General features: G+C 70.4%; 20 protein-coding genes and 2 tRNA genes. 15 read left to right on the top strand and 7 right to left on the bottom strand.

Annotation, left to right across the window (positions count from 1 at the left end):
- The 5 genes from ACIPJ2_RS18425 to ACIPJ2_RS18445 form a co-directional block, all read left to right on the top strand.
- Positions 1–558, top strand: a 558-nt coding sequence (locus ACIPJ2_RS18425) for an LPXTG cell wall anchor domain-containing protein (protein ID WP_402730059.1), incomplete at its 5' end; no start/stop codon positions are given.
- Between the two features lie 291 nt (positions 559–849).
- A complete protein-coding gene (locus ACIPJ2_RS18430) occupies positions 850–5,298 on the top strand; it encodes a hypothetical protein (RefSeq protein ID WP_402730060.1) in 4,449 nt (1,482 codons plus the stop codon).
- A gap of 137 nt (positions 5,299–5,435) precedes the next feature.
- A tRNA-Ser gene (locus tag ACIPJ2_RS18435) sits at positions 5,436–5,520 on the top strand.
- Positions 5,521–5,581: 61 nt separating this feature from the next.
- Positions 5,582–6,232 (top strand): SDR family oxidoreductase, encoded by a 651-nt coding sequence (locus ACIPJ2_RS18440; RefSeq protein WP_402730061.1) that lies wholly within the window; start codon positions 5,582–5,584, stop codon positions 6,230–6,232.
- A 38-nt stretch (positions 6,233–6,270) separates the two neighbouring features.
- On the top strand, positions 6,271–6,891 hold the full coding sequence (locus ACIPJ2_RS18445; RefSeq protein WP_402730062.1) for a TetR family transcriptional regulator: 621 nt from the start codon (positions 6,271–6,273) through the stop codon (positions 6,889–6,891).
- Between the two features lie 4 nt (positions 6,892–6,895).
- On the opposite strand, the gene ACIPJ2_RS18450 is transcribed toward ACIPJ2_RS18445, so the two are convergent.
- Both ACIPJ2_RS18450 and ACIPJ2_RS18455 read right to left on the bottom strand, forming a co-directional pair.
- Positions 6,896–7,324: a BLUF domain-containing protein gene (locus tag ACIPJ2_RS18450; RefSeq protein WP_281265512.1), complete on the bottom strand. Its 429-nt coding sequence runs from the start codon at positions 7,322–7,324 to the stop codon at positions 6,896–6,898.
- A 17-nt stretch (positions 7,325–7,341) separates the two neighbouring features.
- A complete protein-coding gene (locus ACIPJ2_RS18455) occupies positions 7,342–7,773 on the bottom strand; it encodes a bleomycin resistance protein (protein WP_402730063.1) in 432 nt (143 codons plus the stop codon).
- A gap of 23 nt (positions 7,774–7,796) precedes the next feature.
- Between ACIPJ2_RS18455 and ACIPJ2_RS18460 the strand changes: the two genes are divergently transcribed.
- Genes ACIPJ2_RS18460 through ACIPJ2_RS18470 form a run of 3 tightly spaced genes read left to right on the top strand, consistent with a single transcriptional unit; the run spans position 7,797 to position 9,838 of the window.
- A complete protein-coding gene (locus tag ACIPJ2_RS18460; protein ID WP_402730064.1) occupies positions 7,797–8,513 on the top strand; it encodes a histidine phosphatase family protein in 717 nt (238 codons plus the stop codon).
- Between the two features lie 33 nt (positions 8,514–8,546).
- Positions 8,547–9,074 (top strand): DUF3090 domain-containing protein, encoded by a 528-nt coding sequence (locus tag ACIPJ2_RS18465; protein WP_402730065.1) that lies wholly within the window; start codon positions 8,547–8,549, stop codon positions 9,072–9,074.
- Positions 9,071–9,838 carry an SCO1664 family protein gene (locus tag ACIPJ2_RS18470; RefSeq protein ID WP_402730066.1) on the top strand — a complete coding sequence of 256 codons (768 nt, stop codon included), beginning with the start codon at positions 9,071–9,073 and terminating at the stop codon, positions 9,836–9,838. Before ACIPJ2_RS18465 ends, ACIPJ2_RS18470 begins: the two co-directional genes overlap by 4 nt.
- A gap of 190 nt (positions 9,839–10,028) precedes the next feature.
- On the opposite strand, the gene ACIPJ2_RS18475 is transcribed toward ACIPJ2_RS18470, so the two are convergent.
- Complete coding sequence (locus ACIPJ2_RS18475; protein ID WP_402730067.1) at positions 10,029–12,062, bottom strand: VWA domain-containing protein; 2,034 nt, start codon at positions 12,060–12,062, stop codon at positions 10,029–10,031.
- Between the two features lie 5 nt (positions 12,063–12,067).
- A complete protein-coding gene (locus tag ACIPJ2_RS18480; protein WP_402730068.1) occupies positions 12,068–13,456 on the bottom strand; it encodes a sigma 54-interacting transcriptional regulator in 1,389 nt (462 codons plus the stop codon).
- Between the two features lie 226 nt (positions 13,457–13,682).
- On the opposite strand from ACIPJ2_RS18480, the gene ACIPJ2_RS18485 reads away from it, so the two are divergent.
- The 5 genes from ACIPJ2_RS18485 to ACIPJ2_RS18505 all read left to right on the top strand — a co-directional run bounded on the left by ACIPJ2_RS18485 (position 13,683) and on the right by ACIPJ2_RS18505 (position 19,605).
- On the top strand, positions 13,683–15,146 hold the full coding sequence (locus ACIPJ2_RS18485; protein ID WP_402730069.1) for an MFS transporter: 1,464 nt from the start codon (positions 13,683–13,685) through the stop codon (positions 15,144–15,146).
- Positions 15,147–15,358: 212 nt separating this feature from the next.
- Positions 15,359–16,048: a GntR family transcriptional regulator gene (locus ACIPJ2_RS18490; protein WP_402730070.1), complete on the top strand. Its 690-nt coding sequence runs from the start codon at positions 15,359–15,361 to the stop codon at positions 16,046–16,048.
- 207 nt (positions 16,049–16,255) lie between these two features.
- The gene (locus tag ACIPJ2_RS18495) at positions 16,256–17,566 is read left to right on the top strand and encodes an LCP family protein (RefSeq protein ID WP_402730071.1); all 1,311 of its coding nucleotides are present in this window, start codon (positions 16,256–16,258) and stop codon (positions 17,564–17,566) included.
- Positions 17,567–17,752: 186 nt separating this feature from the next.
- Positions 17,753–19,072: an LCP family protein gene (locus ACIPJ2_RS18500; RefSeq protein ID WP_402730072.1), complete on the top strand. Its 1,320-nt coding sequence runs from the start codon at positions 17,753–17,755 to the stop codon at positions 19,070–19,072.
- Positions 19,073–19,515: 443 nt separating this feature from the next.
- A tRNA-Ser gene (locus ACIPJ2_RS18505) sits at positions 19,516–19,605 on the top strand.
- A 54-nt stretch (positions 19,606–19,659) separates the two neighbouring features.
- Here ACIPJ2_RS18505 and ACIPJ2_RS18510 read toward each other — a convergent pair.
- Together ACIPJ2_RS18510 and ACIPJ2_RS18515 are read right to left on the bottom strand one after the other, a co-directional pair.
- On the bottom strand, positions 19,660–19,875 hold the full coding sequence (locus ACIPJ2_RS18510; RefSeq protein ID WP_402730073.1) for a hypothetical protein: 216 nt from the start codon (positions 19,873–19,875) through the stop codon (positions 19,660–19,662).
- A gap of 243 nt (positions 19,876–20,118) precedes the next feature.
- Positions 20,119–21,309 carry an MFS transporter gene (locus ACIPJ2_RS18515; protein WP_402730074.1) on the bottom strand — a complete coding sequence of 397 codons (1,191 nt, stop codon included), beginning with the start codon at positions 21,307–21,309 and terminating at the stop codon, positions 20,119–20,121.
- 134 nt (positions 21,310–21,443) lie between these two features.
- Here ACIPJ2_RS18515 and ACIPJ2_RS18520 point away from each other — a divergent pair, with 134 nt between their 5' ends.
- Positions 21,444–21,893, top strand: a complete 450-nt coding sequence (locus tag ACIPJ2_RS18520) for a MarR family winged helix-turn-helix transcriptional regulator (RefSeq protein WP_402730075.1) — start codon at positions 21,444–21,446, stop codon at positions 21,891–21,893.
- A 17-nt stretch (positions 21,894–21,910) separates the two neighbouring features.
- Complete coding sequence (locus ACIPJ2_RS18525) at positions 21,911–22,891, top strand: glycosyl hydrolase family 18 protein (RefSeq protein ID WP_402730076.1); 981 nt, start codon at positions 21,911–21,913, stop codon at positions 22,889–22,891.
- 96 nt (positions 22,892–22,987) lie between these two features.
- Here ACIPJ2_RS18525 and ACIPJ2_RS18530 read toward each other — a convergent pair whose 3' ends face one another.
- Positions 22,988–23,989, bottom strand: a complete 1,002-nt coding sequence (locus tag ACIPJ2_RS18530) for a LacI family DNA-binding transcriptional regulator (RefSeq protein ID WP_402730077.1) — start codon at positions 23,987–23,989, stop codon at positions 22,988–22,990.
- Positions 23,990–24,027 lie beyond the last annotated feature (38 nt).

The following is a 24,027-nucleotide window of genomic DNA, read 5'->3' on the forward strand; positions in this document are numbered from 1 at the left end:
GCGTCGAACGCGAACCCGAACCCGAACACGAACGCCTCGGCGTCGGCGGGTGCGTCGGTGGATGCGGACGGGAACAACAACCCGGCTGCGAAGGCTGCTGCGGTGGCTGCTGCGAACAACGACGCCACCTCGCAGGCGTCGGCTGCGACGGACGTGACGGCGAAGGCTGCTGCGAAGACCGCGGGCAACATGGTCACGACCGCCTCGGCGAACGCGACCCAGAATGTGGCTGCGGACAAGAACGCGTCGGCGAGTGTCGCGGCGAAGGCTGCGGCGAACGCGGACAACTCGTCCTCGACGCACGCGCAGGCGTCTGCTGCGAAGAACGGCAACGCGAGTGCGGCTGCGTCCTCGGCGGCGACGGCGGATTCGTCCTCGAACGCGTCGGGCGCGGCTGCTGGCAACGCGGACGGGCAGAAGGGCGAGCTCGCGTTCACGGGCTCGGACGTCCTCCCGGTCGTCGCACCGATCGCGGGCCTGCTGGTCCTGCTCGGCGGCGCGGTGCTCTTCATCGCGAAGCGCCGCAAGGCCACCGACAAGGCCACCGACAAGGCCTGACCCCAGGTGGGGAGTCCGCGCACTGCGGGCTCCCCACTGCCATGCCCTGGTGGGGACCACTGATCACCGCAGCGGTCCCCACCAGCGCACCACGAGCCTCCCGGCTCGCGCATGCGATACTTGAAATATATAAATATCAACGATATTCTGTGACGGCACCTCGATGCTCCCGAGCAACCGCTCGCGTGCGAGCTGACGGATGCGGTGCCCACTGGCTGACGGCTGGTCGGCACCTTCCCGATCTGCCGATCCACCCTTCCCACCTCTGCATCGAACTCCGAAAGTGACGACATGAAACACAAGGCACCCCCTGGCGCGCGGCGCAAGGGAATCCTCCTCGCGAGCGGCGCGCTCGGCCTGACGACCGCGCTGCTCGGCACGGTCGCGGTGTCGGCTGCGCCGCAGCCGACTGCCGATTCCGGACGGGAGGCTCGACCCGCCTCCGCAGCGTCGGCCGACGTCACGGCACGCGACCCTGAGCTGCTCCTCGTCGAGGACTTTGAGAACGGGAACTGGACCGCCGCCAAGCTCGTCAGCGAGTACGTCGGTGCCGCCGGTGAGACCTACACGGGTGACCCGGTGTGGATCAACGGTGCACGATGCAACGGCATCGTGACGAGTCAGTCGAGCGCCTCACTGGCTGCGTGCGACTCCGCGGGCAACACCGGCCTGAAGTTGATCGCGAACGCCCTCGGACAGATCACCGGCACGAACCCAGCGACCAACCACATCGTCAGCGCCTACACGCAGGGTGGGGACCCCGGCGCGAACAAGATCCAGCTCGAGTCGGTGAAGCCGTTCGAATTGCCACAGACCGGGCGTTTCGTGTCGTTCGGCGTCAGCGGCGCCGCGGTCAACTGCAGCGCGAACCACCCGCTCCTCGACTTCTCACTCGTCGACGGCGACCAAGAGCACAAGATCGCGGACACCCCGATCGACCCCTGCACCGACCGCGGTTCCCAGGAGTACGTGGTGTCCGGGACGACGGTCAAGGGCGGCGAGTTCGTCTCGAAGGGCGGGCTGCTCTTCGACGGCGACACCGTGCGCTGGATCATGCGCAACCAGCAGGCGTCCGGCGCCGGGAACGACGGCGCCGTGGACCGTGTGTCCATCGTCGACTCGACGCCGACCATGACGCAGTCGCTCTCCGGGACGCCGATCGTCGGCGACACCGCTCGCCTGACGTACCGCGTGATCAACACGACCGAGCACGGGCAGAAGCCTGGTTGGTCGTTCGCCGCTGACCTGCCCGACGGGCTCTCCGTCGCGCAGACGCCGAACACGTCGACGACGTGTGCGTCGCCCGACGTGACCGCAGCCGCGGGCGCGACGTCCGTCAGCGTGCAGGGTGACCTCGCCGAGGGCGCCGCGGACTGCACGATCTCCGTGGACGTCACGACCACGACGCCCGGGACGTACTCGGTCGACACCGACCTGGTGACGTCGCACAAGGGGCTCGACCTCGCCGGAACGGACTCGGTGGAGTTCGCTCCGGAACGCAACGCACTCACCGTGACCGGCACCCCGGTCATCACCGGTGGTAACGGCGACGCGGTGGCGGACCTCGGCGAGCAGATCGCGTTCCGCTACGACGTGCGGAACGACGGCAACGTCGCGGTCCACGACCTGACGCTCGGCGAGTCGGCCGACTCGTGCGCTGCGACCGACATCGCGGCCGGCGCCACGGTGTCGTGCACCACGCCCGCCCGTGACGTCACCCAGGACGACGTCGATGCCGGCAGCATCGACGACTCGGTGACGATCTCCGCGCTCTCCCGGCTGGGCGTTCCCGTTCCGGGCTCCGGTTCCGCCACGGTGAGCACCAGCGAGCAGAACGCCGGCGCGGGGCTCTCCCTCGCACCGGTCGTGAAGACCACCGGCGACCCAGGCGCCGGCGACACGGTCACGTTGAGTGTCCGCGCCTCGAACACCGGGAACGTCACGCTCCGCGACACGAGCATCGTCATCGACGGTGATCGCGGGATGACCGTCACGTGCCCTGCGACCATCGCACCGGGGAAGTCGATCGACTGTGACATCGAGGGTTCCTACACCGTGACGCAGGCGGACGTGGACCACGGATCGGTCGAGTTCGCGGCCACCGCGACGAGCACCGCTCCGAAGGGTGTCGAGGTCGAGGCGAAGGCCACGACCACGCAGGCGACCGTTGCACAGACCCCCGAGGTGTCCGCGACCTTCTCCGGCGCGATCGCAGGCAAGGCCCCGAAGGCCGGGGACAAGGTCTCCTTCACCGGGTCCGTCCGGAACAGCGGCAACGTGACGCTGCACGGTGTGACCGCTGCCGTCCCGGGCTTCGACGGCCTCACCGTCGCCGTCGCCGACGACGAGCTCGCCCCTGGCGCGTCGACTGCTGTGTCAGTGTCGGACTACACCCTGACCCAGGCGGACGTCGACGCGGGCGCACTGCGCGTCCCGATGGACGTCGCCGCGATCGGTCCGAAGGACCAGCAGGTCGAGGACGACGCACGGGCCGATCTCGAGATCGAGCAGCGCAGTGCCCTCACGTCGCGGTTCGGAGCGTCCCTCGACGTCGACCGCACGCCGAAGGCCGGTGACACCGTCTCCCTCACGGGCACGCTGTCGAACAGCGGTACCGTGACCCTGTCCGACATCGCGGCGTCGATGCTCGGCCGCGACGACATCGCCGTCGAGGTGCCGTCCGGTGCGCTCGCACCGGGAGCGGTTGTGCCGGTGACGATCGCCGCCTACCCGCTGACGCAGGACGACATCGACGAGGGTTCCGTCGCGTTCACCATGCGTGGTGAGTCGCACGGGCCGAAGGGTCAGATCGCCAACAGCGAGGCCGGCGCGAGTCTGGATCTCGAGCAGGCTGCCGGTGCGGGGCTCGCCCTGGCGCCGGTCGTGAAGACCACGTCGGACCCGGGCGTCGGCGACAAGGTCTCGCTCGGTGTGATCGCTTCCAACACGGGCAACGTCACGATCCGCGACACGACGATCGTCATCGACGGTGAGCGTGGCATGACCGTCACCTGCCCCGCGAACATCGCGCCCGGCAAGTCCGTCGAGTGCGCGGTCGAGGGCTCCTACAAGGTGACGCAGGCCGACGTGGACCGTGGTTCGATCACGTTCGACGCGACTGCAACGAGCACGGCGCCCAAGGGTGTCGAGGTGACGGCGTCTGCCAAGGCGACGCAGGCGACGATCGCGCAGGCTCCGGCCGTATCGACGAAGTTCAGCAGCGAGCTGGACGGCAAGAAGGCCCCCAAGGCCGGCGACACCGTGTCCTTCACCGGCTCGATCCGGAACAGCGGCAACGTCACCCTGCACGATGTGACCGCCGCCGTCCCCGGGTTCGATGGGCTTCGGGTGTCCGTCGCCGAGGAGCGTCTTGCTCCCGGTGCGTCCACTGCCGTGTCGGTGTCGGACTACACGCTGACCCAGGGGGACATCGACGCGGGCACGCTGAGCGTCCCGATGCAGGTCGCGGCGGTGGGTCCGAAGGACCAGCAGGTCCAGGACGACGCGAAGTCCGAGCTCGAGTTCGAGCAGCAGGCGACGATGAGCGCGCGCTTTGGCGCCGAGCTCGACGCGAAGGGCGCCCCGAACGCGGGCGACACCGTCACGCTCACGGGAACGCTGGCCAACACCGGCACCGTCACCCTCGCCGACGTGCAGGTTGCCCTGCCGGGCCACGAGGACCTGACGGTCCAGGCGCCGGAGACGATCGCTCCGGACGCGACGGCGAAGCTCGCCATCGCGGGCTACACGCTGTCCCAGGCGGACATCGACGCCGGCACGGTGCGCTTCTCGCTCGCCGCTGCCGCGACCGGACCGAAGGGGCAGACGCCCTCGGCGGACGAGTCCGCTGACGTGATGCTCCTGCAGGAACCGCAGCTGCAGTCCGTGCTCTCGGCGCACCTCGCCGAGACCGAGCACGGTTCCGCTCCGCGCGTCGGGGACGAGGTCGTGCTCTCCGCGACCGTCTCGAACGCGGGCAACGTCACGCTCGAGGGCCTGGAGTCCGTCGTGTCGGACGGCGACCCCGAGCAGGTCGGCGAGGGCACCCTGGCCCCGGGAACCGACGTCGTCACCGAGCTGGCGCCGTATATCCTGACGCAGCAGGACATCGACCGCGGGACGGTCGGGTTCGACCTGACCACCGCGGGCACGACGCCCACGGGTGACTCGGTCTCCTCGGGTGATCACCGTGACGTGTCGCTGGAGTCCTCTGCCAGCATCGACATCAGCGGCGAGTACACCGGGTCGACCTCGGCGGACGTGCTCCGTCCCGGCGACGTCGTCACCGGGTCGTTCCGGTTCGCGAACACCGGCAACCGGACGCTCGACCGCGCCGAGGTCGAGCAGCAGGTCGGATCGTCGATCTCCTGCGAGATCGAGGCGCTCCAGCCCGGGCAGGTCGAGTCCTGCGAGACCAGCTACACCGTCTCGGAGGCCGACGTCGCGGCCGGTTCGCTGACCTTCACCGCCAAGGCGAAGGGCCAGTACACGGTCGCCGAGGACACGGACGCCACCACTCGGGCTCGCGCGGCAGCTCCGCAGAAGACGGTGTGGGTGTTCTCGAAGGAGATCACGAAGAAGTTCACCGTCGAGGCGGCTCCGCAGGAGCTCGCGTTCACCGGCACGAACATCGTCATGATCGGTGTCCCGGCAGCGATCGTCGTGCTGCTGCTCGGCCTCGTCCTGCTCCTCGCCACGCAGCGCGCGCGCCGGCGCCAGGACGACCGTCCGCAGGCCTGACCTGACGGGCCCGGCCTGACGTCGACACGACGACCCCCGATCGCTCCGATCGGGGGTCGTCGTGTTCCAGCTCCCGGCCTGGAGGCTCGGCTAGACTCCTCGGGACGCGGTCACGTCTCGCCACGTGGCCGCGTCGTGGAGGGTTGTCCGAGTGGCCGATGGAGCCTGTCTTGAAAACAGGTGGGCAGCGATGTCTCGTGGGTTCGAATCCCACACCCTCCGCTCGATCCACGTCCGTGTCGCGGTCACCCCGCGCTGAGGCGGTCCGCGTAGCGTCGTTGCAATGAGCGACATCATCATCTTCGGCGGCCACGGCAAGGTCGCACTCCTCGCGACGCGCATCCTCAGCGAACGCGGCCACCACGTCACGTCCGTCATCCGGAACCCTGACCAGGCCGACGACATCCGCGCGCACGGTGGCGAACCGGCGGTCGCCGACATCCAGGAGCTGACGCTCTCGGGCTTCGAGGACCTGGTCCGCGGGCAGGACGCCGTGGTGTGGTCCGCCGGTGCCGGCGGGGTATCGGTCGACCGGACCTGGGCGATCGACCGCGATGCGGCAGTGCTGTCCGTGCAGGCCGCGAAGCGCGCGGGCGTCGAGCGGTACGTGATGGTGTCGTGGTCCGGCTCCGTGCTCGACCACGGTGTGCCGCAGGACAACGACTTCTTCGCGTACGCGCAGTCCAAGATGATCGCCGACGCGGTGGTCCGTGACTCCGGACTCGAGTGGACCATCGTCGCGCCGAGCACCCTGACGGACGACGAGCCGACCGGCGCGATCGACTGGGACGGCGAGGGCGCGAAGGTCTCCCGCGGGGACGTCGCGCACGTGATCGCGGACGTGCTCGAGAAGAGCGGCACGGCGGGCAGCACCTACCGCTTCAACAGCGGCGCGACCGCCATCGCGGAGTTCCTGCACGCCGACCAGGCCTGACGGCCGGGAGCGCTCCCGCCGGTCGGTACGGTGGACCGGTGGGAGATGCGGCAGGCCAGGGGCGACGTGCGCTGATCGTCGAAGCCGCCGCCGGTGAGTTCGATCGCGACGGGTACGAGACGGCCAGCATCGCCGGGATCGCTCGCGCGGCCGGAGTCGGTCAGGGCACGATCCACCACCACTTCCCGACGAAGCTGTCGATCGCCCGCGCCGTCATCGACGAGCAGAACGCCCGGACCTTCGCGGCGATGGACTTCACCGACGTGTCGCCGGTCGGATCACTCGTCCGGGCGTCCCGGGCCATCGCCGGCCTGCTCATGCACGACCTGGTCGTCCGCGCGGGGATCCGGCTGTCGCTGGAGCACGGTGTCCTGGCCGGTGCGACCTCGAGCTTCTACGAGCAGTGGATCGCCGGGGTCGTCGACGTCTTCCGCCTCGGGGTCGCGGCAGGCGAGATCGGGCAGGAGCTCTCGCCAGAACAGCTCGGCGCGACCGTGGTGCCGTACTTCACCGGCGTGCAGCTCGTCGCGAACGTCCGCTCCGGTCGGCAGGACCTACTCCCTGCGGTGGCGACGATGTGGCAGGTGCTCGTCCTCGCATCAGTGGAGCGGGCGCACCGGAAGCGGCTGCTGGCCCTCGTCGACGAGTCGTTCGCCTGACCGCTCAGACGTCGTGCAGCTCGCGATCTCGGAACCACTTCAGGAGCCACGCCGCGCTCGTCCGGTCGAACGACCGCGGGAAGTCCGTCGTCCCGCTCAGGAACGGGCTGAACCCCGCTTCCGCAGCCAGGTCGTCGTCGTCGAGTCCGCGGTAGGCCATCGACCACCCGTCGAACCGACGACTCTCGATGTCCTCCCGGATCAGCGAGGTCACCTCGTGGTGCCGCGGGTCCTTCGCGATGACCGAGAACCGGTCGTCGACGCTCCACGCCGGGCCTTCGAGCAGCTGCATGAAGCGGCCACCCTTCGCGACGAGCAGCCCGGAGACGCCGAGCGCCTCGTTGTGGAGCCGAGCCTCCCGGAGCAGCGCAGTCATCGCCGCGTCGTCGAACTCCTCGACGGCGCGACTCATGTAGACGATCGAGACGAGCACCCGACCATCATCCCGGGTCAGACGGGGCGTCGCCCGACGGACGACTGAAACCGGATGAGGTACCCGTCCGGATCGGTGACCAGGAACTGCCGGACGCCGGCTTCCTCGGCCCCGTCGACCCGGTACCACTTGATCTCCGGCTCCATGAAGAGGGCGAAGCCCGCCGCCCGCAACTCCGAGGCGATCACGTCGCTGTCAGGCACCGTGATCTGGAAGTTGATCCCGCGGCCGAAGGGCTGTTCCAGCGGCCCGGTCACCCAGTTCCGCCCCACCCCGGCCTGCTCGAGCATCAGGTGCGCCGAACCGAGCACGATGTACGCGAAGCGTTCGTCCGGCCGGTCGTACGACACGGTGAAGCCGCAGCTGCCGACCCAGAACGCAAGGCTCGCATCGAGGTCGGAGACGAGCAGTTCGGGAACCAGTGCGGGCGCGAGGTCGGGGACGGACACGGGCCCAGCCTAGGATCGACCCCATGGCGACCGTCCTCCTCGTCCGGCACGGACGCACCACCGCGAACGCGACCGGCCTCCTCGCCGGCCGCACCGCCGGCATCGCACTCGACAGCGTCGGCAAGCGCCAGGCGGCGACGACCGCTGAGCGTATCGCCGCAGTCCCCCTCGCAGCGGTGGTGTCCAGCCCGCTGGAGCGCTGCCGGCAGACGGCGCGGGCGATCACGGCGTTCCAGGACGGCGACCCCGAGCAGCGCATCGAGCGCGGCATCACCGAGTGCGACTACGGCGAGTGGCAGAACCGGAAGCTCGCCGACCTCGCGAAGGAGCCACTCTGGCGCACGGTGCAGGCGAACCCGAGCGCCGTGGTGTTCCCCGGCGGCGAGTCGATGCAGACCATGCAGTCCCGGGCGGTGTCGGCGATCCGCCGGCTCGACGGGGAGATCGAGGCGGCGCACGGCCCGAACGCGGTCTGGGTCGCGGTGAGCCACGGCGACATCATCAAGTCGATCCTGGCGGATGCGTTGGGCATGCACCTCGACCTCTTCCAGCGGATCACGGTCGGCCCAGCGTCGGTGTCGGTGGTGCGGTACGGCGAGCACCGACCGGAGGTCGCGGCGACGAACACCGAGTCGGGCGACCTGTCGTGGCTCGCGAAAGCGCAGGCGCCAACCGGCGACGCCGCAGTCGGCGGCGGTGCGGGCAACGCAACAGACCAGACGGGTACTGACAGACCCTGAACGGACGCAGCCGGTCGCTCCTACAATGCGGGTATGCCCCCCATCGTCCACGGCTTCGACTGGCCGGATCGTCTCGTCGTCGGCACCATCGGGCGCCCCGGTGAGCGGACCTTCTACCTGCAGGCGCGCGACGGCCGCCGGGTGGTGAGCGTCGCGCTCGAGAAGGAGCAGTCCGCGGTCCTCGCGGAGAAGCTCGACGAACTCCTCGACGAGGTCGCCACGGTGGAGGAGAACCGTTTCAGCGTCCCGCCGTCGGTCCCACGTGAGCTGTACGACGTCGACCCGCTCGACCAGCCGGTGGAGCCCGAGTTCCGTGCGGGTGCCCTCAGCCTGGGGTTCGACCCGGCAACGGCCCAGGTGGTCATCGAGGCGTACCCGATCGAGGACGAGCTGGAGATCCTGTCCGAGGAGTCCGACGAGGACGGTGAGATCGAGGCGGTCGTGGAGATGCCCGAGCCGAGCGAGCTGCTCCAGGTCAAGATCCCGGTCGGCACCGCGCGCGCGTTCGTGGAGCGCACGCGCGAGGTCGTGGCCGCCGGACGGCCCCCCGGCGACGCATGAGCGAAGCCGAACCGAGCGGCGTGCAGCTCACCGCACGCATCCGCGAGGCGTCGAACGCCACCTTCCTGGCGGACCTCGACGGCGAGCAGGTCGTGTACAAGCCGATCGCGGGCGAGAAGCCGCTGTGGGACTTCCCCGACGGCACCCTCGCCGGCCGTGAGTACTCGGCGTTCCTGGTGTCCGAGGCGTTCGGCTGGCGCGTCGTCCCGCCGACGTGGCTCGGTGAGGGTCCGCTCGGCCGCGGGATGATCCAGCGCTGGCAGGAGATCGACCCGGAGCAGGACGCGGTGGACGTCATCCCCACGGACGAGGCCGAGCAGCCCGACCAGCCGATGCTGACCGTGCTCGAGGCGATCGACGAGCACGACAACCCGGTCACGCTCGTGCACGAGGACTCCGCGGCGCTCCGCCGGATGGCCGTCTTCGACGTCGTGGTGAACAACGCGGACCGCAAGGGTGGCCACGTGCTCGCGATGCCGGACGGGCACCGGCACGGCGTCGACCACGGCCTGACCTTCCACGTCGAGCACAAGCTCCGGACGGTGCTGTGGGGCTGGATCGACGAGCCGCTCACCGACGACGAGCTCGCCGGGATCGACCGCGTGGTGACCGCGCTGCACGGCGACCTGGGCGCGCAGCTCGAGGAGCACCTGACGGTCGACGAGATCGACAACCTCGAGGCGCGGTGCGCCGCCCTGGCGGCCGTCGGCCGCTTCCCGCCACCGGCCGGGTACGGTCCGGCGGTTCCCTGGCCGTTGTTCTAGACGCACCACGAGACGGACTGGGCCCACGCCGCCGGTTCCGGACCGACGCGCCAGCGGCGGGCCGGCCGTGCCGGTGGGGGGAGGCTCGGTGCCAGCTGGCTCCGTCCCTCCAGGCACGGCCGCTACGCCGCTGGCGCGTCGCATCGGAACCGGCTGGCGGGGCCCACCTCCCGTCCGTGCTGTGGTCCGGTCAGCCGAACCGGCCGAACCCGCCCCAGTCGTCGTCGCGGAAGAGCGCGCTGCCGCGCCGCGAGCCGAGGTACGAGCCGACCACCGCGACACCCAGGTCGTCGTTCTCCGGCGCCGTGACCGTCCCGTCGACCCGCCGGGCCATGCCGTCGATGAACCGGGCGAGCCCCGGGTCGTCGCCGAGGCGGAAGAACGTCGTCTGCGCACCGAGCCGGTGTGCGTTCTCGAGTTCGCGGACGCTCAGCGCGATCGTCATCGGATCGGGCGGGTAGCTGAAGTACACCTGCCCGTTCGGCTCCAGGTGCGACGTCGGCTCGCCATCGGTGACGATGAGCAGCACGGGCTGCGCGGTCGGGTGCTTCCGGAAGTGCCGGTTCGCCAGCAGGAGGGCGTGGTGCAGGTTCGTGCCCTTGTCCCACATCGCGTCGAGGCCGACGAGCTGTTCGACGTCCATCACCTCGGCCTCGCGACCGAAGGCGATCAGCTGCAGGTCGTCCCCGCGGAACCGTGTGGAGATCAGCGTGTGCAGCGCCAGGGCGGTGCGCTTCATCGGGACCCAGCGGTCCTCCATCGCCATCGAGAACGACGTGTCGACGAGCAGCGCGACGCAGGCCTGGGTCCTCGCCTCGGTCTCCTGCACCTCGACGTCCTCGATCGTCAGGCGGACGCCGGACCCGGTCCGACCGGACGCGGCGGTTCGGGTGACCGCGTTCGTGATCGTCCGCGGGATGTCCCACGGCTCGGTGTCCCCGAACGCCCACTGCCGGGTCGCGCCGGACGGCTCGCCGGATGCTCCGGACCGTTGGAGATCGCGTGCACCCTGGCGACCGGACATCTTCTGCGCGACGTCCTTCAACAGGCTCTTGCCGAGCTGGCGCATGGCCTTCGGGGTGAGTTTGTACTGGCCGTCCGCACCGCGGCGCATGGTGCCGGAGTTCCGCAGGGCCTTCTCGAGCTGCTGGAGCGTGCGCGCGTCGACGGCGGCCTCGGAGCCGAGCTGGCGTGCCAGGGACTCCAGGTCGAGGTCGTCGAGGTCGGATCCGGGGCTCGACTGCGCGAGTTGCTCGGCAAGGGAGTCCAGGTCGGCGATGTCCTGGAACACGCCGGTGCCGTCGCCGAGGCCGAGAGCCTGCTCGCCCTCCATCTGCTCCGATCCGCCCCAGTCCTCGCCGGGGCGCAGCGCGCGCAGGTTCCCGTCGAGTTGGGACAGTGCGCCCATCAGGTCGGGGGAACCGAACGCCTGCTGCGCCAGGGCGTCGAGCTCGTCGCGCTGCTCCTGCGTCATCGAGTTCCGCATCCGCTGGGCTGCGGCGGAGCGAGCGGCGAGGTCGTCGAGCAGCTCGTCGACGTTCTGCGGGTTCGACGGGAAGTACTCGCCGTGCTTCGCCATGAACTCGTCGAACTGCTCCTGCGAGTCGGTGCCGGCGCGGTGGTCCTCGAGCAGCTGGTTGAGGTCCTGCATCATCGCCTGGACGTCGGCGCGGTCCTCGTCGCTGGCGTTCTCGAGCGCCTGCTTCATGCCCGCGAAGCGCTGGTCGAGCATCTCGCGGCCGAGCAGGTCCTTGATCTCCTCGTACTTCTGGCGTGCCGTGGGGCTCTTCCAGTCGTAGCTGCCGAGCTCGGACACCGCGGCCGCCGGCGAGGGCGGCAGGCTGTCGAGCTGCATCTCGGCGAGGGCGCGGTCGCCGTCGTCCATCTCGGTGTCGCGCGCCAGCTGGCCACGCTCGGCGAGCAGCGCTTCGTCGAGCAGCTGCTTGACCTGCTTCAGCGTGCCGTCGAGGTTGTTCTTCGCGGTGAGTTCGCGGCGCTTCTCGGCGACCCGTCGAGCGAGGTCGTCGAGGCCGCGCTGGTCCCGCCCGCCGCGACGCAGGAACTCCCGCATCGCGCGCTCGGGGGAGTAGCCCGCCATGACGTCCTGGCCGATCGCGTCGAGCGCCTCGGACAGGTCGGCGGGCGGGGCGAGGGGGTCGGGGCCGCCCTCGTACCGGCCGTACCGGGCGTCACGGGTCAGCCGGCGGTTCTGCCGACTAGCCATGCTGTTCACATCCCATACGCTGCTTCGCCCCCGCCCGACTCCTTGCTGATCTTCCGCGCGAGGAACAGCCCCTCGAGCGCGAGCTCGATCGCGCCGGCCCGTTCGCCGTCGTTCGTGGCACCGAGTCGCTCGCAGATCTGGTCGTACAGGTCGGACTCGCCGAGGGACGGCAGCCCCTCGAGGAAGGCCCGCGCGGAGACCTGCTCGCCGGTGGTCACCATCGTGCCGCCGTCGAGCGCCTCCACGAGCTGACCGAGGTCGAGGCCGCGGAGCCGGGAGCGCACCGTCTCGGCGGTGGCGGTCCTGAGCAGGTGCTCGAGGACCTCGTCGGCCCGGTCTTCCTCGCCGGATTCGAACTCGATCTTGCCGCCGAGGACGTCCACGGCGGTCTCGAGGTCGATCGGCCGGGCGACGGGGTCGGTCTCGCCCTGACGCGCCGCGCGGTGCACCGCTGCTGCGGAGACCGTCTCGGCGCCGGCGATCGAGAACCGGGCACTGACCCCGCTCCGCTGGTCCACCGCGCTCGATTCGCGGAGCGCCCGGGTGAAGCGGGCGAGGATCTCGATGAGGGCGTCGGGGACGTCCGCGGTCAGCTCGGCTTCCTGCCGGATGACGGCGATCTCGTCGTCGAGCTCGATCGGGTAGTGCGTGCGGATCTCGGCGCCGAAGCGGTCCTTCAGCGGGGTGATGATCCGCCCGCGGTTCGTGTAGTCCTCGGGGTTCGCGCTCGCCATCACGAGGACGTCGAGCGGCAGGCGCAGCACGTAGCCGCGGATCTGCACGTCGCGCTCCTCCATCACGTTGAGCATCGCGACCTGGATGCGCTCGGCCAGGTCGGGCAGCTCGTTGATCGCGACGATGCCGCGGTGCGCCCGGGGGATGAGGCCGAAGTGGATCGTCTCGGGATCACCGAGGCTGCGGCCCTCGGCGACCTTCATCGGGTCGACGTCGCCGATCAGGTCGGCCACGGAGGTGTCCGGCGTCGCGAGCTTCTCGACGTAGCGGCCGTCGCGGTGCCACCAGTCGATGGGCATCGCGTCGCCGAGGTCTTCTGCGCGCCGTCTGCTGGCGGCGGTGATCGGTTCGAAGGGGTGCTCGCCGAGCTCGGAGCCGGCGATGACCGGCGTCCACTCGTCGAGGAGGCCCTGCAGGGTTCGGAGGAGGCGCGTCTTGCCCTGGCCGCGCTCGCCGAGCAGGACGACGTCGTGGCCGGCGATGAGGGCTCGTTCGAGCTGGGGGATGACGGTGGTCTCGAAGCCGTGGAGGCCAGGCCACGGATCGCGGCCCTCGCGGAGGGCACTGAGCAGGTTGTCGCGGATCTCGGCGCGGACCGTCTTCTGGACGTGACCAGAGGTGCGGAGCTCGCCGACCGTTCGGATGTCGGGTCGGGTCACCTCGACGAGCGTACGCCTGCTCCAGGGGCATCGGACCGGAGGCTCGGTGCCAGCTGGCCACGAGCCTCCCGTCCGGCGGTCCGCTTGTGAGTATTCATAGCGATTGCAATGATTGTCATTCCGGCGTCGGAGCCGGATTCGAATAGGGGGATCCGGCTCCGCGCCTGGATCGCCGTTCGTTCCAGGTCCGAACCACCGCCGCGTTCTCGGCGTACGGTTCCCCTTCGTGAGCAGCGCGAACCCCTCCGGAACGATCACGAGCCTGGTACCGGCCAGGATGGACAGACTCCCGTGGACACGGTTCCACTGGAGTGTCGTGGTGGGCCTCGGGGTCTCCTGGGTCCTCGACGGCCTCGAGATCCAGATCGTCTCGAACGCCGGGTTCCAAGCGGACCTGAACCTCTCCACGCAGCAGGTGACCTCGCTCGGCACGATCTACCTGGTCGGCCAGGTGGTCGGAGCGCTGGTGTTCGGGCGGATGTCCGACCGGCTCGGCCGGCGGAAGCTCTTCATCCTGACGCTCGCGATCTACCTCATCGGCTCCGGCATCGCCGGCTTCGCGCAGGACTTCTGGTTCCTCGCGGCCTTCCGGTTCGTGGCGGGACTCGGGATCGGCGGCGAGTACGCCGCGATCAACTCCGCGATCGACGAGCTGATCCCGTCGAAGTACCGCGGCCACGTCGACATCGCCATCAACGGCACCTACTGGGGCGGTGCGGCCCTCGGCGCCTTCGCGAACATCTACCTGCTCAACCCGTCGCTCTTCGCCGAGAACGTCGGCTGGCGCATCGGGTTCTTCCTCGGCCCGGTGCTCGGCATCGCGATCATCTTCCTGCGGCGGCACATCCCGGAGAGTCCGCGGTGGTTGATGACCCACGGGCGGGAAGAGGAGGCGGACGCCACGCTGACGCGGATCGAGGAGTCGGTCGAGCGCAGCACGGGGCAGAAGCTGCCGGAGGTCGACCGGTCCAAGGCGATGTCGGTCACGCCGATGGACCGCGTCCGGTTCACGACGATCGTGAAGGTGCTCTTCCGGCAGTACCCGACGCGCACGCTGGTCGGTGCGACGATGATGATCACGCAGGCGTTCCTCTACAACGCGATCTTCTTCACCTACGCGCTGGTGCTCACGAACTTCTTCGGTCTGAAGACGTCGCAGACGGCGGTCTACTTCTTCCCCTTCGCGATCGGCAACCTGCTCGGACCGCTGATCCTCGGGCGGCTGTTCGACACGTGGGGCCGTCGGCAGATGATCTTCAGCACCTACTTGGTCTCCGGACTCGTGCTCGCGGTGTCGGCGTTCCTCTTCCGCGCCGACGCGATCTCGGCGACCGTGCAGGTGATCTTCTGGTGCATCTCGTTCTTCTTCGCCTCGGCCGGGGCGTCGAGTGCGTACCTCACCGTGAGCGAGATCTTCCCGCTCGAACTGCGGTCGCAGGCGATCTCGTACTTCTTCGCGCTCGCGCAGATCTTCGGTGCGATCGCGCCGGCGATCTACGGGGCGTTCATCGGGGACGGGTCGTCGCGTGAGCCGTTGTTCTGGGGGTACCTGCTCGGCGCAGGGGTGATGATCGCCGGTGGGGTGGTCGCGCTCATCTTCGGTGTGGACGCCGCGCGGAAGGGGCTCGAGGACGTGACCCAGCCGCTGTCGGTGATCGCAGCGGAGGAAGAGGAGAAGTCCCGCAAGTGATACACGGAATCCGGAATGTTTAGCGCCTGATCCGCACCCCTGCCACAGTCATCCCAACGACCCCAGCCCGGGGTCTCGGAGACATGGGAGTGCTGTGATGCAAGACGAGGTGATCGGGAGCCGTGCCCTCCACAGCCTGGTGGCCGGTGGGTCGCTCCACCGATCGGGGCCGCTGATCGCTGGTGGTGTCGTCCGTGCGTGAAGGTCGTCGCATGGGGTACGACGAACATCCGGTTGCGCGTGTGCAGAGCGGTTCACTCGATCCGCTCGGCGTCCCGCGCAGCCTGCTCCGCGATGCCGTGTTCCTGCGGCTGATGGACCGGATCCTGCGTGGTGAGTACCGGCGTGGGCAGCGTCTGCGGCTCGACAACCTGGCCGACGACATGCACGTCTCCCGGACGCCGGTGCGCGAAGCGCTCGTCCCGCTCGAAGCGCTGCGGCTGGTGTCCGTCCAGCGGTACGTGGGTGTCGTCATCGCGCAGTGGTCGCTCGACCAGATGAAGGAACGGATCCGCGTCACGTGCACGATGCTCGCCGAGCCGCCGTCGGTGGCCGATGCCACGACCGAGCGGTTCGACCCGTTCTGGATCCGCGACTGCATGACCGAGGCGGGATCGTTCGTCGAGCTCGCCGCGTGGTTGCTCCGCCGTGCCGGGTCGTCGGTCAGTGCGGACTGGGTGGCGGCGCAGCGCCCGGTGCTCGACATGTTCTACACGGACGACGTCGCCCTGGCGAACGGCATCGACGCCGTGGTGGACCGACGACATCGGCAGGGGCTCGTCGATGCCGCTCGGGCCGCTGCGGGGCGGGAAGACCTCGACGAGTGCACTCGTCTCGTCTGCGAGCTCGGGGGGTGTCTCATCACGCTGCCCGATCGGTTCCGCGCAGCGGTTCCCGCATGATCGGTCTCGCTGCTGTCGGGCTCGGTGCGGTCGTGCTCGGTGTCGGCGTGGTCGTGCTCGGTGTGGTCGGACTCCGGGGGTGCGGCACGCCGTGACCCCCGAACGAGGCACGCCGAGCCGATCCGCCTCCGCGGCGGGGTGACCCGGCTCGGGTATCGTCCCCCGGCGAGCGGCCTGGACCCGAGGCTGCTCGGAGGGAGTCCGCCCGTGACCGATCCCGATGGTCCCGACGCCGCTCGCGTGCGGTTCGACGACGTGCTCGACGCGCGTCGGCGCCCCAGGGTGCTGTCCGGCCCCGGGTACCGCGTGAGCGGTGCCCGACACGGGCGCCGTCCACGTGACCTCGGCGTCGCACGGCTGCTCTCCGGTGTCGGCATCGCGGTCGTCGTCGCAGTGGTGAGCGCGACCTCGCTCTCGGCGTACGCCGCGTACGACGTCGGCCACGGGTTCCTGCAGCGCGCGGTCGACGTCGGCGGTGACGGTGCGTCGACCGACGGGGCCTTCAACGTGCTGGCGATCGGCGCCGACAACGACCCCGCGCAGGGGACGGTGTACGGCGAACGCGGTGCAACGCTCAACGACTCGAACGTCCTGCTCCACGTCTCGGCCGACCACACCCAGGCGGTCGCCGTGAGCTTCCCCCGTGACCTCGTCGTCGACCAGCCAGCGTGCGGCGGATCACCGGCGGTCGAGGACACCCCGATCAACCAGGCGTACGGCCGTGGCGGGATGCAGTGCGTCGTGCAGACGGTCGAGCAGGTCACCGGCATGGAGATCCCGTACGCGGCCCAGGTGAGCTTCGCCGGCGTGATCCGGATGTCCGACGCCGTCGGCGGGGTCCCGGTGTGCGTGACGGACGCGGTCGACGATCCCTACACGGGGTTGCAGCTCTCGGCAGGGGAGCACACGGTGTCGGGCAAGACGGCACTCGCGTTCCTGCGCGACCGGCACGGCGTCGGTGACGGGAGCGACCTCTCACGGATCTCGAGCCTGCAGCAGTTCCTGTCGTCCCTGATGCGCAAGGTGAAGAGCGAGGGCACGCTCGGGGACCCGTCGAAGCTCTACGGCCTCGCGAAGACCGCGTCGAAGAACATCACCCTGTCCACCTCGCTCGCGAAGCCCTCGACGATGGTCGACATGGCCGGGGCGTTCGAGGGGATCGGCCTCGACCGGATCACCTTCGTGCAGTACCCCGGCAGCGTCGACGACCCGTCGTTCCCCGGCAAGGTCGTGCCCGAGCAGGCCACGGCCGACCGCCTGATGCGAGCCGTCCGCGCCGACCGGCCGTTCCGGCTGGACGCCGGTTCCACGGGGCGCGGTGCGACGGACCGCGATGCGGCAGCGGCGGCATCCGCCCCCGCTGCCTCCACCGCCGAGCAGTCGGCGAAGGATTCATCGGCGAAGCAGTCGTCGCCGAAGGAATCGTCGGCGAAGGCATCGTCGGCGCCCGAGGACATGCCGGGTGTCACCGGGCAGACGGCCAAGCAGAAGACCTGCGCGGTCGCGGCCGGCGGCTGACCCACGAAGACGGGCTTCACCGAGGATTCGCGCTGGTTGCACACTGAAACGTCAGGCGGTCCTGTGGCAGCCTTGACCGGTTGCCGTCCCCGCGGCCCGACCGGACTCGGTCCGGCGCCGTGCGGGGCCACCGTGGCGTCGATCAGGACGGCGCCGCCATCGTGTCCGCCGACGACAGGAGTGCCCGTGAACGACGTTCGTGATCGATCCCACCGACTCAACCGAGCCAGCGGGATCGCCCGTCACGGACGTCTGCGTCGCCGTTCCCCGTTCGGCACGGTCGCCAAGGTCCTCTCCGGGGTGGTCGCGGTCGCCCTCATCAGTTCCGCGTCGGTCGCGGCCATCGCGGCGAAGCAGGTCACCGACGACTTCGGCGAGGGCGTGCAGATCCAGGGGCAGCCCGTTGCCGAGGCGAAGAGCGGCGGCGACGTGCTCAGCGCCTACAAGGGCGGCTTCAACATGCTGGTGGTCGGCACCGACAACGACCCGGAGCAGGGAACCCAGTACGGCGAGCGGGACGCGACCCTCAACGACGTCAACATCCTGCTGCACGTCTCCGCGGACCACACGAACGCGACGGCGGTGAGCATCCCGCGTGACCTCATCACGCCGATCCCGGCGTGCCAGAAGCCCGACGGCTCCGGTTCGACGCCGGCGATGTCCGCGCAGCCGATCAACAGCGCGTGGGGTGAAGGTGGCCTGAACTGCGTCGTGCAGACGGTGCAGGGCCTGACCGGGCTCGACGTGCAGTACTCCGCAGCGGTGTCGTTCAACGGCGTCATCGAGATGTCCAACGCCATCGGTGGCGTGCCGGTGTGTGTGGCGTCGCCGATCCACGACCGCTACACCGGGCTCGACCTGCCCGCCGGGACGACCACCCTGCAGGGCTCCCAGGCGCTCGAGTTCCTCCGGACACGGCACGGCGTCGGCGACGGCTCCGACCTCGGTCGCATCAGCTCGCAGCAGGTGTTCCTGTCGTCGCTGCTGCGCACGGTGAAGTCGAACCAGACCCTGACCTCGCCCGCGACGCTGTACAAGCTCGCGCGGGCGGCGGCGTCCAACATGCAGCTCTCGCAGAGTCTCAACGACGCCGGGACGATGGTGCAGATGGGGCGGGCGCTGCAGGACCTGCCCCTCGACCAGGTGAACTTCGTGCAGTACCCGGGGGCGACCGGGGGCACGGGCGTCTACGCGGGGAAGGTGCAGCCGACGACGTACCTCGCCGACCAGCTGTTCGAGAAGATCAAGGCCGATCAGTCGTTCTCGCTCGGTGCCGGCAGCACGGGCATCGGTTCCGAGGCGGACCCGAGCGCCGCCGCGACTCCCTCGACCCCTGCAGCGGACCCGTCGGCTCCCACTGCCGATCCCACGACGCCCGCGACCGACGCCGGTTCGGACTCCGTTTCGCCCGCGACCCCGTCCGCTCCCGCGACCTCCGACACGATCGACGGGTTGCAGGGCCAGTCCGCCGATCAGCAGACCTGCTCGAAGGCCTTCGGGTCGTAGCCGGCCGGTCTGCGGGCCGGCCCGCTCCGCGAAAGCGACAGTCGTCCGCCGAAAGCCCGTGCGAATCTGTCGCTCTCGCGGGGGTGTGGCCGCGCTTGCCCGCGGGACTGTCGCTTTCGCTGGACCAGGCGGCACGAAAAAGCGGGGACGTGACCGTGGTCACGCCCCCGCGGAGTCGCTCCTCGGCGGACGCCGATCATCGGGCGAGCCGGGCCCAGGCCGGGGAGCGACGCTGGGTGCTGTGTCGCGACAACGGGGACGAGCCCCGGAACGTGATCGCCGCGTCCCGATGAGACTAGTGACCGGGGTACACGGAGACAACCCCCGGGTGTCCCCACTTCGGGGGACCATGGGTGAACACCCCGACGCGCCCGCCGGGAAACACCGGGTCGAGACCGCCCCGGTCCTCCTGTATGGTGGTGCGTGCGTCCGCAAGGGCGCATGGAGACGTCGCATAGTCCGGCCGAGTGCACCACCCTGCTAAGGTGGAGTCCCCTTTGAGGGGACCGAGGGTTCAAATCCCTCCGTCTCCGCACACGGACAGAAGCCCCGCCGATCGGCGGGGCTTCTTCGCTGTCCGGAGGTGTTCAGGCCGCGTCGGTGGAGTCGAGCCAGCGCATCCAGCCCTCGAGCTGCGCCTTCGCGCTGTCGAGTGTGCTGTGCTGCCCGTGGACCTCGCCCCCGGCGGACCGGACCGCGTACCCGTCGTGCCAGGAGACGACACCCATGAGCGTCGGCCCGGAGCATCCCTCCCAGTGGCCCGCGTAGGTCTCGGTCCAGAGGATGCCTTCTCGCGCGGTCATCGACACTGCCCGTTCCCGCGCGTCGTCGGGGACGCCCTGTCGAGGAGGGCGGTTGTGGTGAGCGGTGGATGCATGACGGCTTCCGGTCGGCTGCGGACGAGATCGATCCGGCGGCCGGGGGTCCTGGGTCACCTGCCGGTGACGGTAGTCGCGTCGGCTGGGCGCCCGTCCGGCGAGCGGCAGACGGGCTGGAGGCTCGGTGCGGGCGTGCACCGAGCCTCCAGTCCGTCACCTGGTCGCGGTTCAGCCGACGGTGCGGATGCTCCCGGTCCGCACGGGGCGTCCGGCGCCGCCGCGGCGCGCTGCGCCGGCGGCGACGGCCACGAGCGCGAGCCCGGCCAGGGTGATGGCGGCGCCTGCCCAGATGGGCGAGGTGTAGCCGAGACCGGCGGCGATCGTCAGTCCACCGATCCAGGCGCCGAACGCGTTGCCGAGGTTGAAGGCGGCGATGTTCGCGCCGCTCGCCAGGGTCGGGGCGTGGTCCGCGTAGTGCATCACGCGGGTCTGGAGTGCCGGCACGGTGGCGAAGCCGAACGCACCCATGAGCACGAGGGCCACGACGGTGAGCACGGGGTTCGTGGCGACGACGGCGAAGAGCGCGAGGACGACCGTCAGGCTCGCGAGCACGACGAGGAGTGTCCGGTCGATCGACTTCGCGGCGAGGCGGCCGCCGGCCCAGTTGCCGACGAACAGGCCCAGACCGAAGACGACGAGCAGCCACGGGACCGCGGCCGACGCGAAGCCCGAGACGGCGGTGAGCGTGTACGCGATGTAGGTGAAGGCGCCGAACATGCCCCCGTACCCGAGCACGGTGACGCCGAGCGACAGCCACACCTGGCCGGAGCGGAACGCGCCGAGTTCGCGGACGAGTGACGGCGCCGCGTCCTGCTTCGTGGCGGGCACGAGCAGGGCGACTCCGACGAGGGCGACGCCGCCGATCGCGGCGATCGCCCAGAAGGTGGCGCGCCAGCCCATCGCCTGACCGAGGAACGTGCCGAAGGGGACGCCGAGCACGTTCGACGCGGTGAGCCCGGTGAACATGAGTGCGACGGCGGAGGCCCGCTTCTCGCGCGCGACCATGTTCGACGCGACGACGGAGCCGATGCCGAAGAACGCGCCGTGGCAGAGCGCGGCGACGACACGGCCGGTCATCATCACGCCGTACGTCGGTGCGAGTGCCGACAGGGTGTTGCCGATGACGAACAGCACGAGGAGTCCGATGAGCACGGGCTTCCGGGGGAGCCTGGTGGTGGCGGCGGTCAGGCCGAGCGCGCCGACGATGACCGCGAGCGCGTAGCCCGTGACGAGCCAGCCGGCCGTGGTCTCGGTGACGCCGAAGTCCGCCGCGACCTCCGGCAGCAGTCCCGTGATGACGAACTCGGTCAGTCCGATGCCGAAGCCGCCGAGCGCGAGTGCGATGAGTCCAGCAGGCATGCGTGGTCCTCTCCTGTTGTCCGCCGCGGGCATGCCGCGTACGCTGGTAGTTGCAAGCGCGGGATAAATAGTTGCACACGCTAGGTGTGTGCGCAAGCAACTATCCGCGTGCGCAATGACTTCAGGAGGTCCTCATGAGCATCGACGACACGGCGATCGCGGTCCGCGCACACGGTTGGCGCACCCTCGGCGCGCTGCACAGCCTGATCGAGTCGCACCTCGAGCAGGCACTGCGCGAGGTCGACCTGTCCGTCGTGGAGTTCACGGTGCTCGATGCACTCCGGCGACAGGACGGCTTCCACATGCGGATGCAGCAGCTCGCGCGTGCCGCGGCGCTCAGCCCGAGTGCGACGACGCGGCTCGTGAACCGGCTCGAGGAACGTGCGCTGCTGACCCGGGTGCTCTGTGCGGACGACCGTCGGGGGCTCTACACGGAGCTGACCCATGCCGGCTCCGCGCTCTTCGATCGTGCGGCGCCGATCCACGCCGCTGCGCTCGAGGCAGCGCTGGGCGAGGCGCACGGCGTGCCGGAACTCGACGAGCTCGCGACCGCGGTCGAGCGCCTGGAGTACGAGCGCGTCTGACCCGCTACCGTGACCGGGTGGTTCGTCGTGCGGGTGTCGTGGTGGCCGTCCTCGTGTCGGGGCTGGTGCTCGCCGGATGCGCGTCCGGTTCGGGGCTCGAGGTCGAGGCGTACGTCGAACCCGGCGGGACCGCGGTGGACCGTGTCGCCGACGCCGTCCCGCTCGCGACGACGATCGGGATCGACGGTGTCACGGTCGCGGACGACGGCTCCCGCCTGAACGAGGCACCAGCAGGGCTGGCCGGACTGGCGTCGACCGCGGGTGGTTCGGCCGAGCTCCTCGTGAGCAACTACTCGTCGACGATCGGTGACTTCTCGCCGCAGGCCGGCACGGCGCTGCTGTCCTCCGCGGAGAACCGCGGTCGTGTCGCCCGCCAGGTCGCCCGCGCCGCCGACGATGCCGGGATGCGGGGCGTGCAGATCGACCTCGAGTCGCTGCGGGCCCGGGACCGAGCGGGGCTCGTCGCGTTCGCCGCCGCGGTCCGGGACGCCGTGCACGATCAGCTCGGCGACGACGCACGGGTCTCGATGGCGGTGATGGCATCGACGTCGGCGGCCGGGTTCCGGGCGACCGGGTACGACCTGCGTGGACTCTCGGAGCACGTGGACCGGTTCGTGCTCATGACCTACGACCAGCACGGTCCGTGGAGCGGGCCCGGCACGGTGGGGGCGCTGCCCTGGGCGACCCGGGTGGTGCACGCTGCCGAGGCGCAGGGGCTCCGCGCGGACCGGATCGACCTCGGCATCGCGTCGTACGGGTACGCCTGGGGTCCCGGCGCGGGTGAGGCGCCGCTGGGGCCGGGAGCAGCACGGCGTCTCGCGGGGGACGCTGCAGTTTGGTCGGACCGTGACGGGGAGTGGTCGGCGGAGCTCGACGACGGGCGCGAGCTGCACTGGTCGGATGCCCGCTCGTACCGCGTGCGGACGGCGCTCGCGCGGGAGCTCGGGCTGCACGGTGTCGCGATGTGGTCCCTGAACTCGATGTCCTTGCCGCGCTGACCGGGCGCCGGTGGGTGTCGGTGAGATCGAGTGCGCGGAAACGGGGATGTCCGGCGGGTGAGGATCCCCGTTTCTGCGCACTCGATCGCTGGGGCGCTATGCCCGCGGGGGAGCAGTGGTGCTGCGGACGACCAGGGTGGGCGTCACGAGGTCACGAGTCGGTGCCGGGCGCGACGAGTCCCCGATGAGTGTGATCAGCCGGGCGGCCGCGAGCCGTCCGACCTCGTCGTTGTGCGGGTCGACCGTCGTGAGCTGCAGCAGGGGCGACGCCGCGAGCGGGGTCTCGTCGTGGCCGATGACCGACAGGTCCTCCGGCACGCGCAGCCCAGCCTGTCGCGCAGCGGCGATCGCTCCCATCGCCATCACGTCGTTCGCCGCGAACAGCGCGGTCAGGGACGGGTGCACGGCCAGTGCTGCCCGCGCGGCGTCGAACCCGGTCTGCTCGGACGTCGGCCCCTCCCCGAGGACCAGGGGCTCGACGCCGGACGACGTCATCCGGGCGACGGTCGACACGCGCCGCGCTGCTGCCGAACCACCGGCGCCGGTCAGGTGCGCGATGTGCCGGTGCCCGAGCCCGACGAGGTGGTCGACGGCGATGCGTGCGCCGGCGGCCTCGTCCGACGCCACCACGTCGAGCCGGGGTGGGGCGGACGCGCGCTCGCCGGCGACGACCACGGGGGTGTCGTCGGGGACGAGGAGGTCGACCGAGCTCTCGGCGCCGAGGATGACGCCGTCGACCCGGAGCGACACGAGGTCGTCGAACGGGGAGCTGTCGAGGTGCGCGTTCGCCACCGCGTCGGCGAGCGTCAGACGCAACCCGTGCGGTGCGAGCGTCGACCGGATGCCGTCGAGCATCGGCACGTACCAGGGGTTCCGGAAGTCGTCGACGACGACGCCGATCGTGCGGGTCCTGGTGCCGGCGAGGATCGCGGCGGCACGGTTCGGCCGGTACCCGAGCGACGCCGCGGCGGCGAGGACGGCCGCGCGACGGCTGTCGGAGACGCCGGGGTCGTCGCGCATCACCATCGAGACCAGCGACTTCGAGACCCCCGCGAGCGCTGCGACGTCGATGATCGTCGGCGGACGGCGGTTCGACACGGTCGCTCCTTGACAGGACATGGGGAGGTGGGGCTACA

Source organism: Curtobacterium sp. NPDC090217 (assembly GCF_044746705.1).
Lineage (GTDB): Bacteria > Actinomycetota > Actinomycetes > Actinomycetales > Microbacteriaceae > Curtobacterium.

Coding starts and splice junctions, on each gene's coding strand:
- ACIPJ2_RS18475 (WP_402730067.1), bottom strand. CDS start 12,062: ATGGCTAGTCGGCAGAACCGCCGGCTGACCCGTGACGCCCGGTACGGC.
- ACIPJ2_RS18430 (WP_402730060.1), top strand. CDS start 850: ATGAAACACAAGGCACCCCCTGGCGCGCGGCGCAAGGGAATCCTCCTC.
- ACIPJ2_RS18460 (WP_402730064.1), top strand. CDS start 7,797: ATGGCGACCGTCCTCCTCGTCCGGCACGGACGCACCACCGCGAACGCG.
- ACIPJ2_RS18515 (WP_402730074.1), bottom strand. CDS start 21,309: ATGCCTGCTGGACTCATCGCACTCGCGCTCGGCGGCTTCGGCATCGGA.
- ACIPJ2_RS18490 (WP_402730070.1), top strand. CDS start 15,359: ATGGGGTACGACGAACATCCGGTTGCGCGTGTGCAGAGCGGTTCACTC.
- ACIPJ2_RS18520 (WP_402730075.1), top strand. CDS start 21,444: ATGAGCATCGACGACACGGCGATCGCGGTCCGCGCACACGGTTGGCGC.
- ACIPJ2_RS18510 (WP_402730073.1), bottom strand. CDS start 19,875: ATGACCGCGCGAGAAGGCATCCTCTGGACCGAGACCTACGCGGGCCAC.
- ACIPJ2_RS18440 (WP_402730061.1), top strand. CDS start 5,582: ATGAGCGACATCATCATCTTCGGCGGCCACGGCAAGGTCGCACTCCTC.
- ACIPJ2_RS18465 (WP_402730065.1), top strand. CDS start 8,547: ATGCCCCCCATCGTCCACGGCTTCGACTGGCCGGATCGTCTCGTCGTC.
- ACIPJ2_RS18470 (WP_402730066.1), top strand. CDS start 9,071: ATGAGCGAAGCCGAACCGAGCGGCGTGCAGCTCACCGCACGCATCCGC.